Raw genomic sequence first — 17,532 nt, 5'->3', positions numbered from 1 at the left:
CGGTTTGCCCGTCGCTCACATCCGCTGCGTAGTAAGTCGGGTATGCGCTGCGCAGTGTTCGGAACAGGGTATTTGGGAGCCACACATGCGGCCTGCATGGCCGAACTCGGGCACGACGTGCTCGGAGTCGACGTCGATGCAGGCAAGATCGCGAAGCTCGAAGCAGGCGAGGTACCGTTCTACGAGCCGGGCCTGGCCGAGATCCTCCGCCGGAACCTCGAGGCCGGTCGTCTCGCCTTCACAACCTCCTACCATGACGCGGCAGCATTCGCCGACGTCCACTTCATCTGTGTCGGCACCCCGCAGAAGCAGGGTGAGTACGCGGCGGATCTGTCGCATGTCAACGCCGTTGTCGATGCACTGAGTCCGCTCTTGACCGGGGCTGCGCTGATCGTCGGGAAATCGACGGTGCCCGTCGGGACGGCGGTCGACCTCGTCGAGCGGGTCCGCGCTGTCGCGCACGCCGACGTCGAACTCGTGTGGAATCCGGAGTTCCTGCGCGAAGGCTTCGCGGTGCAGGACACCCTGTCGCCGGATCGTCTCGTGTGCGGAGTGGAGCGAAAGGGAGAAGGACGTGGCGAAGCGATCCTGCGCGACGTGTACGCGGAGCTGATCGACCGCGGCGTGCCCTTCCTCGTCACCGAGCTCGCAACCGCGGAGCTCGCGAAGTCGTCGGCGAATGCCTTTCTTGCTACGAAGATCTCGTTCATCAACGCGATCGCCGAGGTCTGCGAGGTCTCAGGCGCCGATGCCGTCGAGCTCGCCGACATCCTCGGTCATGACGACCGGATCGGCCGACGTTTCCTGGGCAGTGGCCTGGGATTCGGTGGTGGCTGCCTGCCGAAGGACATCCGCGCTCTCATGGCCCGTGCCGGTGAGCTGGGCGCCAACCAGGCGCTGCACTTCCTGCGTGAGGTCGACAGCATCAACATGCGTCGCCGGACGCGGATGGTGGAACTGACACGGCAGGCGTGCGGCGGCTCGGTCCTCGGCGCACGAATCGCGGTGCTCGGGGCCGCGTTCAAACCGGGCTCCGACGACGTCCGCGATTCCCCTGCACTCAACGTTGCCGGTCAACTGCAACTCGAGGGTGCAGCGGTGACGGTGTTCGACCCGCAGGCGATGGACAACGCACGGCGCGTGTTCCCGACCCTCGGTTATGCGACGAGCGCGATCGAGGCCTGCAACCGGGCGGACGCGGTGCTCGTGCTCACCGAGTGGCCCGAGTTCCGTGACCTCGACGCGACGGCGATCGCATCGGTCGTCAACACCCGCGCGGTGCTCGACGGTCGGTCGTGCCTCGACCGCGAGGAGTGGGAACGTTCCGGATGGGCCTATTCGAGGCTGGGTGTCGCGGTCTAGCGGTCACGTCACGTAACTGTCACGCGAGGTTCGGCGTGGCGACCTGGGAGGACACCGACCCGAATGATATGGAAAATCCCATTGGGTACCATCGATCCGGTGCGAGGTGCCGGGGGTGGCTGACAGCCGGCGCGACAACGACTGTCGAAGGCGGCTGATGAGTTCGGTTCTCGGGGTAACCGTGGGGGAGAGCGCCGTCCGGATTGTGCGTCCGATCGACCGGACTGCGCCGTCGGCGGGATTCCAATTCCAAGTGGTCGAGACGGGCAAGGACAAGCCCGCTCAGCTCGCTGCCCGCACGCTGGGTGTGCTGAGCCAGACCGGTATCGCCGGTGAGCCGATCGAGGCAGTGGGCATCGTCTACCGCGATGAAGCGCAGGCCGAGCGCATCCGCGCGGCGATGTCCGTCGAGCATCTGGACAATTTCACGCTCGTCTCCGAGCCGGAGGCGGCGCTCGCGTACCTGCAGGCGACCGGTGAGCTGGGCAGCGACACCGCCGTGTTCTACGACCTCGGCGACTCGGGTCTCACTGTCACCGTCGTCGACCTCGGTCTCCGCGAGGTCCTGGCCGAACGCACCGACACCGTCGGTGGCCGCATATTCGATCAGGTGATCCGTGAGCACCAGCTCGATACCAACGGAGTATGGCGACCCGACGACCCGGCAGCCGACGACGAACTGTCGGCACAGTGCCGACAGGCGAAGGAGCAGTTGTCGGAGACCGACAGCGTCGCCGTGCCCGGTGCCGCCGGCGTCGTGCTGATGTCGCGCGACACGTTCGATCCCCTCATCGCGCAGTGCGTCGAGTCGTCGGCGCAGTTCGTGCACCACGTCATCGCGCGGTCCGGTCGCAATCCGGAAGCGGTGGTCCTCCTGGGCGGAGGCGCCCACATCCCGCTCGTGCAGGAAGTCCTGCGCTCGTGGATCGGGCTTCCGCTGGTCGTGCCGCACGAGCCCGAACTCGTGCTCGCCAAGGGCGGCGCGATCCTCGCCGGGAAGCCGAAGTCCTCGCAGCCGGTGAGCTCGTTGACTCGCATCGTTCCTCCCACTGCGGACATGTCGGCGGTCACCGAGCAGATCCCGGTGGTCACCGCGCCGGTGGCGGCGTCGGCCGAGCCGGAATCTGCCGGTACCACGGTGAAGAAGTCGTGGATCGGCGCGCTGACCCAGAGGGGACCGGAGGTGAGCGGCAAGCAGATCTCCGGTGCCGGGCTCGCCGGAACCGCGCTGGCCGTGGTCGCGGTGATCGGTGTGGGACTCGGCGCCGGTAACAGCCTGTTCTCCGGGTCTTCCGACAACGATGGAACCAGCCCCACCGAGACGTTCGTGACACCCACGACGTCGCGCACCGTCCCGCGCCCGCAGCCTGCCGTCGCGCCGGCGACCGTAACCACCACACCTCCTGTCACCACGACGGTGACGCAGGAAGCGCCGCGTCCGGTTCCTCCCTCCCCGGAGCCTGCGCCGCCACCGCCGCCGCAACTGATCCCTGGTGTCGAGCTCCCCGTCATCCAGCTTCCGACCATCGAGCTGCCTCCGCTCCCGCAGATCCAGCTACCCGGGCTCTGAGAGTTTCCTCCGTTTGTGCGGGTTTCCTCAGGTCGTGAGGCAACGGGAACCCGTGAAGGTGGTGGAAGAATCCCGTCACGCACGCTTTCGCCCGTCTCCGGCGCGCGCGATCTCGGCTGCGACGACGTCGAACCGGTATAGATCGCGCCACGTCCAGCGAACGACCTGGAATCCGAGGGCGCGTAGGGCGTCTTCGCGCCGCTTCTCTGCCACCAAGTCGCGGCGGTCGTCGTATTTGCCGAGTCCGTCGAACTCGCCGATGACCCCGCTGTCCCTCCAGAAGAAGTCGAGACGGTAGGTGCATCCATTGCGGGCCTGGACGGCCTGCTGCAGGATCGGCGCCGGCAGGCCGCACTCAGCGATACGCACACGCGACCGGGACTCACCCACGCTCTCGCTACGCCCGTCGATGAACGACGCGACCGCGCGGGCTGCCGCCGCGCCGTGGGCCCATGATGCGGCGGCGACGGCGCCGGGAAGTCGATCACGCGCGGACGGGTCGAGTCTCAGAGCGGCATCTCCCGCGACCACGGCCTGCTCGAAAGGCAGCGACCGGCCAAGGTCGACGATCGTCCGCTCGATCGAGGTGACGGGAACACCGATGTCGACGACGTCTCCGTCGGAGAACTGGGTCTCGTGCCGATGCAGGATTTCGGTCACACGCCCCTTGCTGCCCGAGACGTGTACCCGACGTAGGTCGACGTCCCACACATCGACGCCGTGGAGTAGTGCCGCCGAGACGTGGCTCAGCGCGTGGCCCGGTTCGAGCCGGGATCCTTCATGCCTGGCCCGGACGCGATGGTGGCCGACGGCGTCGAGCGCGTCGTAGTCGGCGCGACGGAGATACAGTCCGCGCGCTAATGGCGCGAGACGTCCGTTCCGAATCGCGTAGGTGATGCGGTCGTCGGAGACGCCGCGCGAACGGAGGAGGGCTCGGGTGAGCGGTGTGGGCTCCGGCATGCCGTGAGCCTGCCCGAAATCCCGCGCGAAATACCGCGCAAAGGCGACATTGTGGATAGCCGGGGCGCCTGTGGATAAATCCTTCCACCACCCACCCGGATTCCCGTAGCCTCAAGACCTGAGGAAACCCGCACACGGACGAAAGTTGTCTCGTCAGCGTGAGTGACGGCCGGCGGGAGCGGCAGGGACACCGGTGCGGGCGAGCACCGCGGCGATAGCCGTGGTGAGCGGCACCGACAGCGTCAACGCGATACCGCCGACGCACGCGCGGACCACCTCGATGGCGACGGCGTCGCCGGTGACCACATCCGACACCGACCGGCCCGCGACGGAGAACAACAGCAGCAGCGGCAGTGCACCACCGGCGTAGGCGAGGACGAGGGTGTAGACGGTGCTGGCGATGTGATCGCGCCCCACGCGCATCGCCGACACGAAGATCTCCCGACGAGACGCACGCGGGTCGAGGCCTGCGAGCTCGAACGCCGACGACGCCTGGGTGATCGTCACGTCGTTGAGCACACCGAGTGAACCGATGATGAAACCGGCGAGCAGCAACCCTGTGATCGACACCTGCTCGATATAGAGCTGCACGTCGGTGTTCTGTTCCTCCGACAGGCCCGTCAGATGCGTCATCTCGATCGCGACGTACGACAGCACTGCCGCCAGGGCCATCGACGCGAGGGTGCCGAGGAGCGCGGAACTCGTTCGCAGGTTGACGCCGTGCGCGAGATAGAGCACCGCGAATAGGATCAGCGAGCCACCCACCAGCGCGACCGGGACTGCAGGCTGTCCGTCGAGCAAGGCGGGGAGCATGAACAGCACGAGCACACCGAACGCCACACCGAGCCCGATCAGGGCACGCAGGCCGCGCCACCGGGCGACCGCGACGACGACGATCGCGAACGCCGCGACGATCAGGGTGAGCGGCAGCCCACGGGCGAAGTCGTAGAACGAGTACACCGTCGCGCCGGACGGATCGGTCTGGCGTACCAGACGGATCGAATCGCCGGTGTGCAGTTCGGGCTGGCCAGGGCCCGGGATGACCTCGAGAAGAGTGCGGGTACCGGTGTTGGGGCCCGACTCGATATCGATGACACTGCGTTCGCATTCGAACGATTCGGTCGACGGGGGAGCAGGTTGACCCGTGAACACCCGGCCCATCGAGGCACTTCCGCACCACCCGGTGCTCTGTTCGACGACGGTGCCGGCCTCGGTGACAACGGCGCCGCCGTCGGAGGTCTGGAACGGTGCGGGAATGTCGACGGATTGCTCGCTCGGCCACAACATCGCTGTGCCCACGAGCACCACCGCGCCGATTGCGACGAGGAGGCCGACGACGATCCTGGCGGCGAGAGGGGCCAGGGGAGCCGGGCCTTCGAAGTGGCCGTGTCCGTGCCCGTGTCCGTGACTCACCGCAACAGGCTAGCCATAGATCGGCGAGAGTTCTGCGCTGGGGGAGAAAGGGCTGGTGGTGGCGGGGAGCAGGGGGTGTCCCCGCCACCTTCACCTGGCTTCGCACAGGGGGGGGATGGCGTGAGCCAGGGAGCCCGGCACTCGAGGTGCCGGAAACCAAGTTACTTGTAGTTTCACCAATCCGGGAAGCAGATCAGGGTGTGGGTCTGATCACCCTCGGACAAATCCCCCATGTCGACCTAGAGCTGACCCGTTCCGACCTGGTACTTTTCGAACCACGACTGCCTAGATCTCCGTTTGGCAACAATTCCTACTGCTTGTAGCTGGACAGGAAGTTGCCGAATCGCTCGATCGCCACCGCGAGATCGCGTGCCCACGGCAACGTGACGACGCGCAGATGGTCGTGGTTCGGCCAGTTGAAGCCCGTGCCCTGCACCATGAGGATCTTCTCCTGCAGCAGCAGATCCTGGACGAGTCGTTCGTCGTCGTGGATCTCGTACACCTCGGGATCGAGCCTCGGGAACGCGTACAGCGCGCCGCGCGGTTTGACGCAGCTGACGCCGGGGATCGCGTTGAGACGCTCCCACGCGACGTCGCGCTGCTCGAGGAGACGCCCGCCGGGAAGCACCAGATCGTCGATGCTCTGGTAGCCACCGAGCGCCACCTGGATCGCGTGCTGCGCCGGGACGTTGGGGCACAGTCGCGTGGAGGCGAGCAGGTCGATGCCCTCGAGGAACCCGGACGCATGCTCCTTCGGGCCGGTGATGACCATCCAGCCCGACCGGTACCCGGCGACGCGATAGGCCTTCGACAGGCCGTTGAACGTCAGGCACAGCAGGTCGGGGGCCAGCGTCGCCAGTGAGATGTGCTTGGCGTCGTCGTAGAGGATCTTGTCGTAGATCTCGTCGGCGAGCAGCAGCAGCTGATGCTTGCGGGCGAGCGCGACCAGCCGGGCGAGGATCTCCGCCGAGTACACCGCGCCGGTCGGGTTGTTCGGGTTGATGACGAGAAGCGCCTTGGTCTTCTCGGTGATCTTGGACTCGATGTCGTCGATGTCCGGGTTCCAGTCGTTCGTCTCGTCGCACAGGTAGTGGACGGGCGTGCCGCCTGCCAGGGACGTCATCGCCGTCCACAACGGGTAGTCGGGCGCGGGAATGAGGACTTCGTCGCCGTCGTCGAGCAGCGCCTGCATCGTCATGGTGATGAGCTCGGACACGCCGTTGCCCAGGTAGACGTCGTTGATGTCGAACTTGGGGAAGCCCGGCACCAGCTCGTAGCGGGTGACGATCGCGCGGCGCGCGGAGGCGATCCCGCGCGATTCGGAGTAGCCCTGCGCGTGCGGGAGCGACGCGATCATGTCCTGCACGATCGTGTCGGGGGCTTCGAATCCGAACGGTGCAGGGTTGCCGATGTTCAGCTTGAGGATGCGGTGACCTTCGGCTTCGAGGCGCGCGGCGTGGGCGTGTACCGGCCCACGGATCTCGTACAGCACGTTCTGGAGCTTCGACGACTGCTCGAGTGTGCGTGTCATTCGATGGTGAAGTTGGCCCTGATCCTCGTTGTTCACGGGGACCATCGTGCCACTGTCGAGCAAACGGTTTTCACCCGGTTTTTCGCGACACGCGAAATTAGTCGAAACTCAGGGGCGACGTTTGTCCGTATCAGTGCAATGATTGGGGCTCCATGCAAGATCTGCTTCGTCGGGGTGATGAAGCGGGACGATTTAGGAGTACTCGGAATGGCGCAGGGAACAGTCAAGTGGTTCAACGCAGAGAAGGGGTTCGGCTTCATCGAGCAGGACGGCGGCGGAGCAGACGTCTTCGTGCACTACTCCGAGATCCAGGGCTCGGGCTTCAAGAGCCTCGATGAGGGCGCACGCGTCGAGTTCGAGATCGGACAGGGACAGAAGGGGCCGCAGGCTCAGGGCGTCCGCGTCATCTGACTCGACCCACAGCTTTTCTGCCGGCGGCGTTGCATCGTGAGATGCAACGCCGCCGTCGTGTAGGCCGAGGTGGGGCCGCTGTGTGCGTTGGCGCACAAACCCGCATGAGGTTGCTGCAGGTGAGGCGAGCTTCGGTAACATCTACCCGCGTCGGGGGGTCACAGAGACCAGCTTGTTTCTGTGGGCAAGCAAATCATGCTCGGGGGATTCTCCCGAGTGGCATGGAGCGGGTTGATCGTGTCGGTAATTCGGGGAGGAAACTCTGCTGCGCAAGACATGCAGCAGAGGACGAGTCGGCATCAGTGGCGAGATCCCAAGAGGTATATGTGGCTGTACGGTCTGGCCATCCCACTGAGTCCGTTCTTGGCGTGGCTGCTGGTCCGCTATCTGCATCTCGGCGTCTTCTGGGCGACCGGCGCCATCATGATCGCCGTCATCTGCCCGCTGGTGGACCGCTTCACGAGGCTCGATACCAGTAATCCACCCGAAGAGGTCATGCACGACCTCGAAAACGACAAGTACTACCGGCGCTGCACGTACGTGTACCTGCCGCTGCAGTACGCGGGCCTGGTCTTCGGCTGTTGGATGTGGGTGTCGCAGCCGATGGGCTGGGCCGAACACTTGGCGTCGGCCGCGACACTCGGCATCGTCGGTGGAGTCGGAATCAACGCGGCACACGAGATGGGCCACAAGCGAACGAAGATCGAACGACGACTCGCGAAGGTCGCTCTCGCCCAGTCGTTCTACGGTCATTTCTACGTCGAGCACAATTTCGGACACCACATCCGTGTTGCGACCCCGGAAGATCCCGCGACCGCGCGGTTCGGGGAGAGCTATTGGAAGTTCCTGCCGCGGTCCGTCGTGGGGAGCCTGACGTCGGCGTGGAAGTACGAGAAGGCGCGACTCGCCCGACGGGGGGTGTCGATGTGGAATCCGAAGCGCAACAACATCCTGAGCGCGTGGCTGATGAGCGTGTTCCTGTACGCGGCACTGATCGCGGCGTTCGGGTGGCAGATCGCACCGTGGCTGGTGGTTCAGGCGGTCATGGCGATCATGTTCCTCGAGGGGGCCAACTACCTCGAGCACTACGGACTGCTGCGACGCAAGCGTGACGACGGGAAATACGTGCGTGTGGCTCCCGAGCACAGCTGGAACAGCAACCATGTGTGCTCGAACCTGTTTCTGTACAACCTCCAGCGGCACAGCGACCACCACGCCAACCCGATGCGTCGCTACCAGACGTTGCGGTCGATGGGTGACGCGCCGCAGCTTCCTGCGGGATATGCCGTGCTCATCATCCTGGCATTGTTCCCGCCGTTGTGGCGTCGTGTCATCGATCCGAAGCTTCTCGAGCATTACGACTACGATCTGAGTCGAATCAATATGGATCCGGATAAAGTGGATGCACTGGTTGCGCGGTACGGACAGCCCAGTAATCCTGTAACAGGAAGATGAGTTTGCGATAACGATCGCGTCGCAGCTCTGGGGGAACGCGCGGGTGGGAGGCTAGTGTCAGCGGTTTTCGGGTCTGATGGACATCACGAGGGCAACACCTCGCTCGAGGGCTTCCCTCTCTCCACTGCCCAACGGGGCATCTGGTTCGCGCAACACCTACTCGGCGATGTGCCGCTGACGATCGCCCAGTACCTCGATGTCCACGGCGACTTCGAGCCCGAGATCTTCGCCGACGCCGGTGCGGAGGCCGCCCGCGAGATCGGCACGGGCATGCTCCGGCTCTACGAGATCGACGGCGAGCCGCTCCAAGTGATCGACGACACCCTCCACGACCGGGCCACGATCATCGATCTGCGCGGCGAGGACGACCCTGAAGCGGCCGCAATCGCATGGATCCGGGCCGAGTGGGCCGCGCCACTCGACATGCTCCGCGACCGGCTCATCGTGTGCGCTGTCCTCCGTGTCGCCGACCGGCGTCATTTCATCTACACCCGCATCCATCACATCGCTCTCGACGGCTTCGGCGCGATGACCTTCAGCAACCGCACAGCGGAGCGGTACACCGCGGTGGTCGAAGGTCGCGACCCCGCACCCTTCGGGGTGAGCGCGCTGCCCGACATCGTCGAGGACGAAGCGCGCTACCGCGCGTCCACCCGGTTCGATTCCGACCGTAGCCACTGGGCCGAGCGGATCCGCAATCTTCCGCACCCGATCAGTCTCGCCGGACGCGCGGCTCCCGTCGGGTCGCATCCGGTGCGGTGGAGTGCACCGCTGTCCGATCATGTGGCCGAGGCCGTCGACCGGTTGCTCGTCGAGCACGAACACACCACGTTCGCGACGGTGGTGGTCGCCGCGTTCGGGGCGTTCCTGTCTCGGGTGACCGGCGAACGCGAAGTGGTGCTGAGCCTGCCCGTCTCCGCGCGCACCACCGCGAAACTGCGTCGCTCCGGCGGCATGGTCTCCAATGTGGTCCCGATCCGGATGACAGTGGGGCCCGACGACACCGCCGCCGATCTCATGCGACGCGTTCAGCTCGAACTGACCGGGGCGTTGCGCCACCAGCGGTACCGGCACGAGGACATGCGCCGCGACACGGGCTACGGTCGCGACACCGGGAACAGCGGTGCCGACCGTGGCTTCTTCGGGCCGGCCGTGAACATCATGATGTTCCAGGGGCAGGTCCGTCTCGGCGACGCCATCGGCACGCTGCATGTGCTCAGCACCGGGCCCGTCGAGGACCTCTCGGTCAACATCTATCCGAGCGACGCCGATGTCCCCGCCCACATCGACTTCGAGGCCAACCCGAACCTCTATTCGCGTGCGGAGTTGCGGTCGCACCACGCACGGTTCGTGGAGTTCCTCGACGGCTTCGTCTCGACCGCCGGGCCGGTGGGGACACTCGATGTGCTGCACGACGACGAACGCGCCGCGCTCGTCCCCGCGCACGGGCCGGCCGCTCGGCCGGTACGCCAACTACGCGATCTGCTCGCCGACGGTGTGGCGTGCAATCCCGACGGACCCGCCGTTCTCGATGGCGATCGCACACTGACGTATCGCGAACTCGACGAGCGCGCCGACCGGCTCGCCGGCATACTGTGCACCGCCGGTGCCGGGCCGGAGGAATTCGTCGCGCTGAGCATGGACCGCAGCGCCGAGGCCATCATCGCGATGTGGGCGGTGGCGAAGACCGGCGCCGCGTTCGTGCCGATCGATCCGGCACTGCCCGCCGAACGTGTCGCCTACATGGTGCGCGATTCCGGTGTGCGGCTGGGGCTTACAGTACGTGCCCGAATCGGTGAGCTGCCCGAGGGGCCGCGCTGGATCGCAGTCGACGATCCGATCACGGCCGATCGGTCCGTCGAGTCGTTCGCACAGCCTTCGCTGCGCCCCGACCACACGGCCTACATGATCTACACCTCCGGTTCGACGGGAACACCGAAGGGCGTCGTCGTCACTCACACCGGGCTCGCGACGTTCGCCGCCGAAGCGCGGCCCGAGCTGGGCCTGACATCCCGATCGCGGATGCTGCGGTTCTCGTCGGCGAGTTTCGACGCGTCGATCTTCGAGATGCTGCAGGCGTTCAGCGCGGGTGCCACGATGGTGGTGGCGCCGGCCGACGTGATGGGCGGGGACGCTCTCGCCGAGGTGCTGCGTCGACACCGGGTCACGCACATCGTGTCGGCGCCGACGGTGCTCACCACCGTCGACCCCACGGGCCTCGACGATCTCGAGGCCGTCGTGGTCGGCGGCGACGTGTGCACCCCCGACCTCGTCGCCCGTTTCGGCGACACGTGCCGTTTCGTCAACAGTTACGGGCCCACCGAGACCACCATCGTCGTCACCGCCGGCGACCCGCTGACCGTCGGCGCACCGATCACGATCGGAAGCCCGATCGACGGGGTGACGGCCGTGGTCCTCGACCGCAGGCTCAGGCCGGTGCCCGTCGGATTCGTCGGCGAGCTCTACATCGGCGGTGCCGGGCTCGCGCGCGGCTACCTGAATCGTCCGGGGCAGACCGCGGACCGGTTCGTGGCGAACCCGTTCGACCCCGGCAGCCGGCTGTATCGCACGGGCGACGAGGTGCGCTGGACCGCCGATCACGAACTCGACTTCGTAGGGCGCTCCGACTTCCAGGTCAAGATCCGCGGGTTCCGCATCGAACTCGGCGAGATCGACTCGGCGCTGCTCGCACTCGACGGGGTGGACTACGCGGTCACCGTCGTCCACGATACGGGGCACTCCGTCGTTCCCGTCTCGTATGTGGTGATGGATACCGGCGCAGTGTTCGACGCCGAGGCCTTGACCCGCGGAGTGGAACGCACCCTTCCGTCGCACATGGTGCCCGCGTCCGTCGTCGAACTCGACGACGTGCCTGTCACTCTCGCAGGCAAGCTCGACCGTGCTGCGTTGCCCGCACCGCGGTTCGCCTCGGCCGAGTTCCGCGCTCCCGTCACCGACACCGAACGCGTGCTGGTCGAGGTTGCGCAGGGACTGCTCGATGTCGAACGGGTGGGCGCCGACGACTCGCTGTTCGCGCTCGGCGCCGACAGCATCGTCGCAATGCAGTTCGCTGCTCGCGCGAAGGACGCCGGCCTGTACATCACGGCACGACAAATCTTCGAACACAAGACGATTGCGGCGCTCGCCCGCGTTGCGTCGGCCGTGTCCGACGACGCGGTCCTCAGTGAACTCGACGGTGGTGGCGTGGGCCCGGTGCCCCTCACTCCGATCGTGCACGAGATGCTCGGCCGCGGCGACTATTCGACATTCGCGCAGGCAGTGCTGGTGACGACCCCCGTCGACCTGACCCACGATCAGCTGACCGTCGCACTCACCGCCGTGGAGGCACGGCATCCGATCCTGCGCTCGACCTTCACCGGCGACACGTGGCAGGTCTGGGCGGAGAATCCCGGCGGTGCGGTGGCGATCGAGCGGATCACCGTTCCGGACGCCGCGTCGGCCGACGATCTCGTCGACGCGCACTGCGACTCGGCCGCACAGCGTCTCGACCCTGCTGCGGGCGTGATGTTGCAGTGCGTGTGGTTCGACGCTGCCGAAGGCCACGGTCGGCTGCTGCTCGTGGCGCACCATCTCGTTGTCGACGGTGTGTCGTGGCGCGTGCTGCTGCCCGACCTCGCGCAGGCATGGATGCAGATCGTTGCGAACACCGAACCTGTACCGGCCGAGGGCGGAACCTCCTATCGCCGGTGGGCGTACGCGTTGCACTCCGATGCCCGCGACGGCGTACACGCCGACGAACTCGGATTCTGGCAGCGCACACTCGATGCAGTGACGCCGCTTCCGGGAATCGGTGAACTCGACCCGCGGGTGGACACACTCGCGACCACCGAGCGCGTACGGGTGGACCTCGACCCCGCGACCACCGCCGCAGTGCTCACTCGATTGCCCGAGGTGTTCCGTTCGGGCACGGCCGACGGGCTCATCGCCGCGCTTGCGCTGGCGCTGTCGAGGTACGACCGCGCAGTGCCGATCATGCTCGAAGGCCACGGCCGAGATCACGAGGGTGCCGACCTCGCGCGCACCGTCGGCTGGTTCACCAGCGTCTATCCGGTGCGTCCCGCCGTGCCCGAGTCGATCGACCTCGACGACGCATTCGCGGGCGGTCCCGCCGCGGGAGCGGTGCTCAAGGCAATCAAGGAAGAGCTCGCCGCCGTCCCGGATCACGGTGCGGGATACGGCATCCTTCGTCATCTCGACGACGAGACACGCCCCGTCCTCGCCGCATCAGGTGTCCCGCAGGTCGGGTTCAACTATCTCGGACGCCTGACCTCCGGGCACATTCCCGAGGAGATCCGCGATATCGGCTGGGTTCCCGCAGAGGTCGACCTCGACCCGACACGCACCTCCCGGCTCGCGGTGTCCTCGGCCGTCGACATCAACGCCATGGTGGTGGACGGCCCCGACGGTCCTCATCTGACCGCGACCTTCGCGTACGCTCCGCGGGTGGTGTCGGCAGAGTTCGTCACCGACCTCGCGTCACGCTGGCTCACCGCTCTCGAAGCCCTCGCCGCACACGTGGAGGGGCCCGACGCGGGTGGTCTCACTCCTTCCGACGTGCCGCTGGTGTCGGTGAGTCAGAGTCAGATCGAACAGTGGGAATCCGAATATTCCGGCGTGCAGGACATCTGGCCGCTTCCGCCACTCCAGTCGGGCCTGCTGTTCCACTCGCAGCTCGCTGTGGGGTCGCTCGACGTCTATGTCGCTCAGCTCACCCTGAACCTCACCGGCGGCATCGACGCGGCACGGCTTCGTGCCTCGATCGAGACCGTGGTCGCCCGGCACGCAAACCTGCGCACCGCGTTCGTCCACGACGACACCGGAGTGCCCGCCCAGGTCGTGCTCGACCACGTCGAGGTGCCGTGGCGCGAGATGTCGGTGGCGCCGGATGATCTTGCGGGAGTGCTCGATTCGGAGCGCACTTCGCCGTTCGATACCGCGCGTCCGCCGCTGCTGCGGGCCGTTCTCGTGCGTACCGGTGCGGATTCGGTGCTGGTGCTGACCAACCACCATCTCGTCCTCGACGGCTGGTCGATGCCGCTGCTCGTGCGAGAAGTGCTCTCCTGCTACGTCTCACCCGATGCGCTCGTCGAACCCGTGCCCTATCGGGACTATCTCCGGTGGTGGAGCGTCCAGGACCGCGACCGGTCGCTGCAGGCCTGGGTCGACGCGCTGTCCGGGCTCACCGAACCCACGCTCGTCTCCCCGCATGCCGCGGAGGTGCTCGACGTCGATCCCGAGCAGATCGACGTCGAGCTGCCCGCGTGGTTGCGCACGGGCCTCGTCGACCGCCGCGACACCGACGTCACCGTCAACACCCTGGTGCAGACGGCGTGGGCGCTCGTTCTCGGGCGCATGCTCGGGCGCGACGACGTCGTGTTCGGCGCCACCGTGTCGGGTCGCCCCGCCGAGCTGCCCGGCGTCGAGTACATGCTCGGCCTGTTCATCAACACCCTGCCCGTGCGGGTCCGGCTCGACGAGTCCGACACCGTCGTCGGCCTGCTCCGACGCGTGCAGGACGACCAGGTCGCGATGCTCGAGCATCACCACATCGGGCTCAGCGAGATCCAGGGCCGCGTCGGCGCCGGAACTCTCTTCGACACGCTGACCGTCTTCGAGTCGTACCCCGTCGACCGCGCCGGATTCGACGAGACCACCGATCTCGCCGGGATGTACGTGACGGACATCGGTGCCCGCGACGCGACGCACTACCCGATCACCGTGATGGCGATCCTCGAACCCACCCTGCGGTTGAGCGTACGTTTCCGCACCGACCTGTTCGACCGCGCCGCCGTCGAGCGGATCGTGCAACGACTGCTCGGTGTACTCGAAACGTTCGTCGCGCATCCCGACACGCACGTCCGCGACGTCGAGGTGTTCGTGCCCGGCGAACTCGATGTGATCTCGAACTTCGAGCGCGGTGAGAACGTCGCGCTGCCCGCGAAGACCCTTCCCGATCTGCTCGGTGAGCAGTCGGCACGCACGCCCGACGACACCGCGGTCGTCGTCGACGGCGGCGGCGCGTTGAGCTACGCATCGTTCGCGGGACGCGTGAATCGGGTCGCGCGGTCGCTGATCGCCGACGGGATCGGCTCCGGCGACCTCGTGGCGGTCGCGATGCGGCGGTCGCTCGAGCAGCTCGTCGCGATACACGCCATCGTCACCGCCGGCGCGGCCTATGTGCCCATCGACCCCGATCAGCCCCCGCAACGCACCGCGCATGTGCTCGACACGGCGCGTCCCGCCCGCGTGCTCGACGCGCTGCCCGACGCGCTGTCGTTCTCCGACAGTGCGGTCACGAACACCGATCGTCGCAGACCCCTGCACTCCGGCGACCTCGCGTACGTGTTGTTCACCTCCGGCTCCACCGGGCGGCCCAAGGGTGTCGCGATCTCGCATCGCAGCATCGTCAACCGGCTGCAGTGGATGCAGGGCCGGTACCCGCTGACGGGTGACGACGTCGTCCTGCAGAAGACTCCCGCGACTTTCGACGTCTCGGTGTGGGAGTTGTTCTGGCCGACCATCACCGGCGCCACGATGGTGCTCGCGACCCCGGACGGACACCGCGACCCCCGCTACCTGTCTCGGGTGATCCACGAGCATCAGGTCACCACCGTCCATTTCGTCCCGTCGATGCTTGATGTCTTCCTCACGGAAGGGCTGGATGTCTTCCTCGCGGAAGGCGACGTGTCGCGGTGCGTCGGTCTGCGGCAGATCTTCACCAGCGGTGAGGCGCTGACCGCCGCGAGCGTGTCGCGGGTGGCCGAGACACTCGGCGTGCCCGTACACAACCTGTACGGGCCGACCGAGGCGGCCGTCGACGTCACCGCCCACGCGACGGTGCCCGGCGAGACTCCGGTGCCCATCGGTACGCCCGTATGGAACACGTCGGTGCGGGTGCTCGACGGGCGCCTACGGCCTGTGCCCATCGGGGTCGAAGGCGAGCTCTATCTCGGCGGTGTGCAGCTCGCGAACGGATACTACGGCGCAGCGCGACTGACAGCGGAGCGGTTCGTCGCCGACCCCGCAGGCAACGGTCGTCTGTACCGTACGGGCGACCTGGTCCGGTGGCGCGCCGACGGCGCACTCGAATACGTCGGCCGCAGCGACTTCCAGATCAAGCTCCGAGGCCAGCGCATCGAACTCGGTGAGATCGAAGCCGTACTGCTCGAGCACGACACCGCGACCCAGACCGTCGTCGTGCTGCATCGCGACGACACCGCCGGCGAACACCTCGTCGCGTATGTGGTCGGCGACGGCGACGCGGCGCTCGCGCACGCCGAGTCGCGACTCCCACGACACATGGTCCCGACCCTGGCAGTGTCCCTCGACGCGATGCCGGTCACCGCGAACGGAAAACTCGACCGAAAAGCTCTGCCGGAACCCGAGTTCGGATCCGCCGAACACGTGGCACCGGCGTCGGGCACCGAGCATCTCGTCGCCGGGGTGATCGCCGAACTCCTCGGCCACGACCGAGTCGGAGCGACGACGAGCTTCTTCGACCTCGGTGGCAACTCGCTCACCGCGACCCGCCTCCTCGCCCGACTCGACGACCACTTCGGCACGCGCCTGCAGGTACGCGACCTGTTCGACAATCCCACGGTCACCGGACTGGCGCAGATCATCGACGGCCGCCGCGAAGACAGCCGACCGCAGCTGACCGCGCGACCGCGCCCCCAGCGCATCCCGCTGTCGCCCGCGCAGGCCCGCATGTGGTTCGTCAACCGTTTCGACCCCACCTCCGGCGCCTACAACGTGGCGGTCGCACTGCGGCTCACCGGTGCGCTCGACGAGGAGGCGCTGCGCGCCGCCGTGATCGACATCGTCGGCCGCCACGAGACGCTGCGCACCCGCTACCCGGACTCCGAAGACGGCCCGTACCAGCAGGTTCTGCCCGTTGCCGAGGCCGGCCGGGCTCCCGCGGTCGAACCGCTCGACGTTCCGCTCGAGGAGCGGCTGCGCGCGGTGGTGGGACGCGGCTTCGACGTCACCCTCGCTCCGCCCGTCGCGTTGACAGTGCTGCGGGAGAGCAGCGCCGAGGGCGCATTCCTGGACAGCCACGTGCTCGTGCTGGTGGTGCACCACATCGCGATCGACGGCTGGTCCATGCAGGCCCTCGCCCGCGATCTCGTCGCCGCATACGGAACCCGCGTCCTCGGCAACGCCCCCACCTGGGAACCGCTGCCCGTCCAGTACGCAGACTTCGCGATGTGGCAGAACGACCTGCTCGGCAGCGTCGACGACCCCGACTCGCTCGGAGCCCGTCAGCTCGACTTCTGGCGCGACACCCTCGCCGGAGCCCCCGAGGTGTCCGACGTCCCCACCGACCGCCGCCGTCCCGCCGTCCCGTCGTTCCGCGGCGGCACCGTCTCGGCCGAACTCGACCCTCGGCTGTACTCGCAGCTCGAGGAACTCGCGCGGGACAGCGGTGCGTCGCTGTTCATGGTGCTGCACGCCGCCCTCGCAGCGCTGCTGGCCCGGCTGAGCAGCACCGACGACATCACCATCGGCACACCGGTCGCGGGTCGCGGACAGTCGAACCTCGACGACGTCATCGGCATGTTCGTCAACACACTCCCGTTGCGCGTGTCGGTGGCGTCCGGCGAGTCGTTCACCGACGTGCTCGCGCGGGTGCGCAACCTCGACCTCGCCGCCTACGCGCATTCCGACCTGCCGTTCGAGCGGCTCGTAGACGCACTCGGCACGTCGCGGGCCACTTCGCACAACCCGGTGTTCCAGACCGTCCTCGCGCTCGAAGTCCCCCGCCCGACGTCCGTGTCGCTGCCGGGACTCGAAATCGATGTGCTTCCCG

At 67.1% G+C, this 17,532-nt stretch carries 8 protein-coding genes (1 of these 8 running past the window's edge); 5 read left to right on the top strand and 3 right to left on the bottom strand.

Annotated elements, in window-relative coordinates; translation table 11 throughout:
* Positions 1-42 precede the first annotated feature (42 nt).
* Together Q7514_RS22560 and Q7514_RS22555 are read left to right on the top strand one after the other, a co-directional pair.
* Positions 43-1,362 carry a UDP-glucose dehydrogenase family protein gene (locus Q7514_RS22560; RefSeq protein ID WP_330135494.1) on the top strand — a complete coding sequence of 440 codons (1,320 nt, stop codon included), beginning with the start codon at positions 43-45 and terminating at the stop codon, positions 1,360-1,362.
* Positions 1,363-1,519: 157 nt separating this feature from the next.
* On the top strand, positions 1,520-2,932 hold the full coding sequence (locus Q7514_RS22555) for an Hsp70 family protein (protein WP_330135493.1): 1,413 nt from the start codon (positions 1,520-1,522) through the stop codon (positions 2,930-2,932).
* A gap of 75 nt (positions 2,933-3,007) precedes the next feature.
* On the opposite strand, the gene Q7514_RS22550 is transcribed toward Q7514_RS22555, so the two are convergent.
* From Q7514_RS22550 to Q7514_RS22540, 3 genes are all read right to left on the bottom strand, one after another.
* On the bottom strand, positions 3,008-3,892 hold the full coding sequence (locus tag Q7514_RS22550; RefSeq protein ID WP_330135492.1) for a hypothetical protein: 885 nt from the start codon (positions 3,890-3,892) through the stop codon (positions 3,008-3,010).
* A 153-nt stretch (positions 3,893-4,045) separates the two neighbouring features.
* Positions 4,046-5,305 carry a YibE/F family protein gene (locus tag Q7514_RS22545; protein ID WP_330135491.1) on the bottom strand — a complete coding sequence of 420 codons (1,260 nt, stop codon included), beginning with the start codon at positions 5,303-5,305 and terminating at the stop codon, positions 4,046-4,048.
* A 310-nt stretch (positions 5,306-5,615) separates the two neighbouring features.
* The gene (locus Q7514_RS22540) at positions 5,616-6,881 is read right to left on the bottom strand and encodes a pyridoxal phosphate-dependent aminotransferase (protein ID WP_330135490.1); all 1,266 of its coding nucleotides are present in this window, start codon (positions 6,879-6,881) and stop codon (positions 5,616-5,618) included.
* A 162-nt stretch (positions 6,882-7,043) separates the two neighbouring features.
* Here Q7514_RS22540 and Q7514_RS22535 point away from each other — a divergent pair, with 162 nt between their 5' ends.
* From Q7514_RS22535 to Q7514_RS22525, 3 genes are all read left to right on the top strand, one after another.
* Positions 7,044-7,247 (top strand): cold-shock protein, encoded by a 204-nt coding sequence (locus tag Q7514_RS22535; RefSeq protein ID WP_054717809.1) that lies wholly within the window; start codon positions 7,044-7,046, stop codon positions 7,245-7,247.
* A 276-nt stretch (positions 7,248-7,523) separates the two neighbouring features.
* Positions 7,524-8,702, top strand: a complete 1,179-nt coding sequence (locus Q7514_RS22530; RefSeq protein WP_330135620.1) for an alkane 1-monooxygenase — start codon at positions 7,524-7,526, stop codon at positions 8,700-8,702.
* Positions 8,703-8,756: 54 nt separating this feature from the next.
* Positions 8,757-17,532, top strand: the 5' end (the start) of a protein-coding gene (locus Q7514_RS22525) for a non-ribosomal peptide synthase/polyketide synthase (protein ID WP_330135489.1). It continues 24,725 nt past the right edge of the window; only the first 8,776 of its 33,501 coding nucleotides appear in the window; it begins with the start codon at positions 8,757-8,759; its stop codon lies off the right edge, out of view.

The organism is Rhodococcus artemisiae (assembly GCF_036327795.1).
In the GTDB taxonomy this organism is placed as follows: domain Bacteria; phylum Actinomycetota; class Actinomycetes; order Mycobacteriales; family Mycobacteriaceae; genus Rhodococcus; species Rhodococcus artemisiae.
The sequence above is the reverse complement of the archived record's forward strand: the minus strand, read 5'-3'. Positions and strand labels throughout refer to the sequence as shown.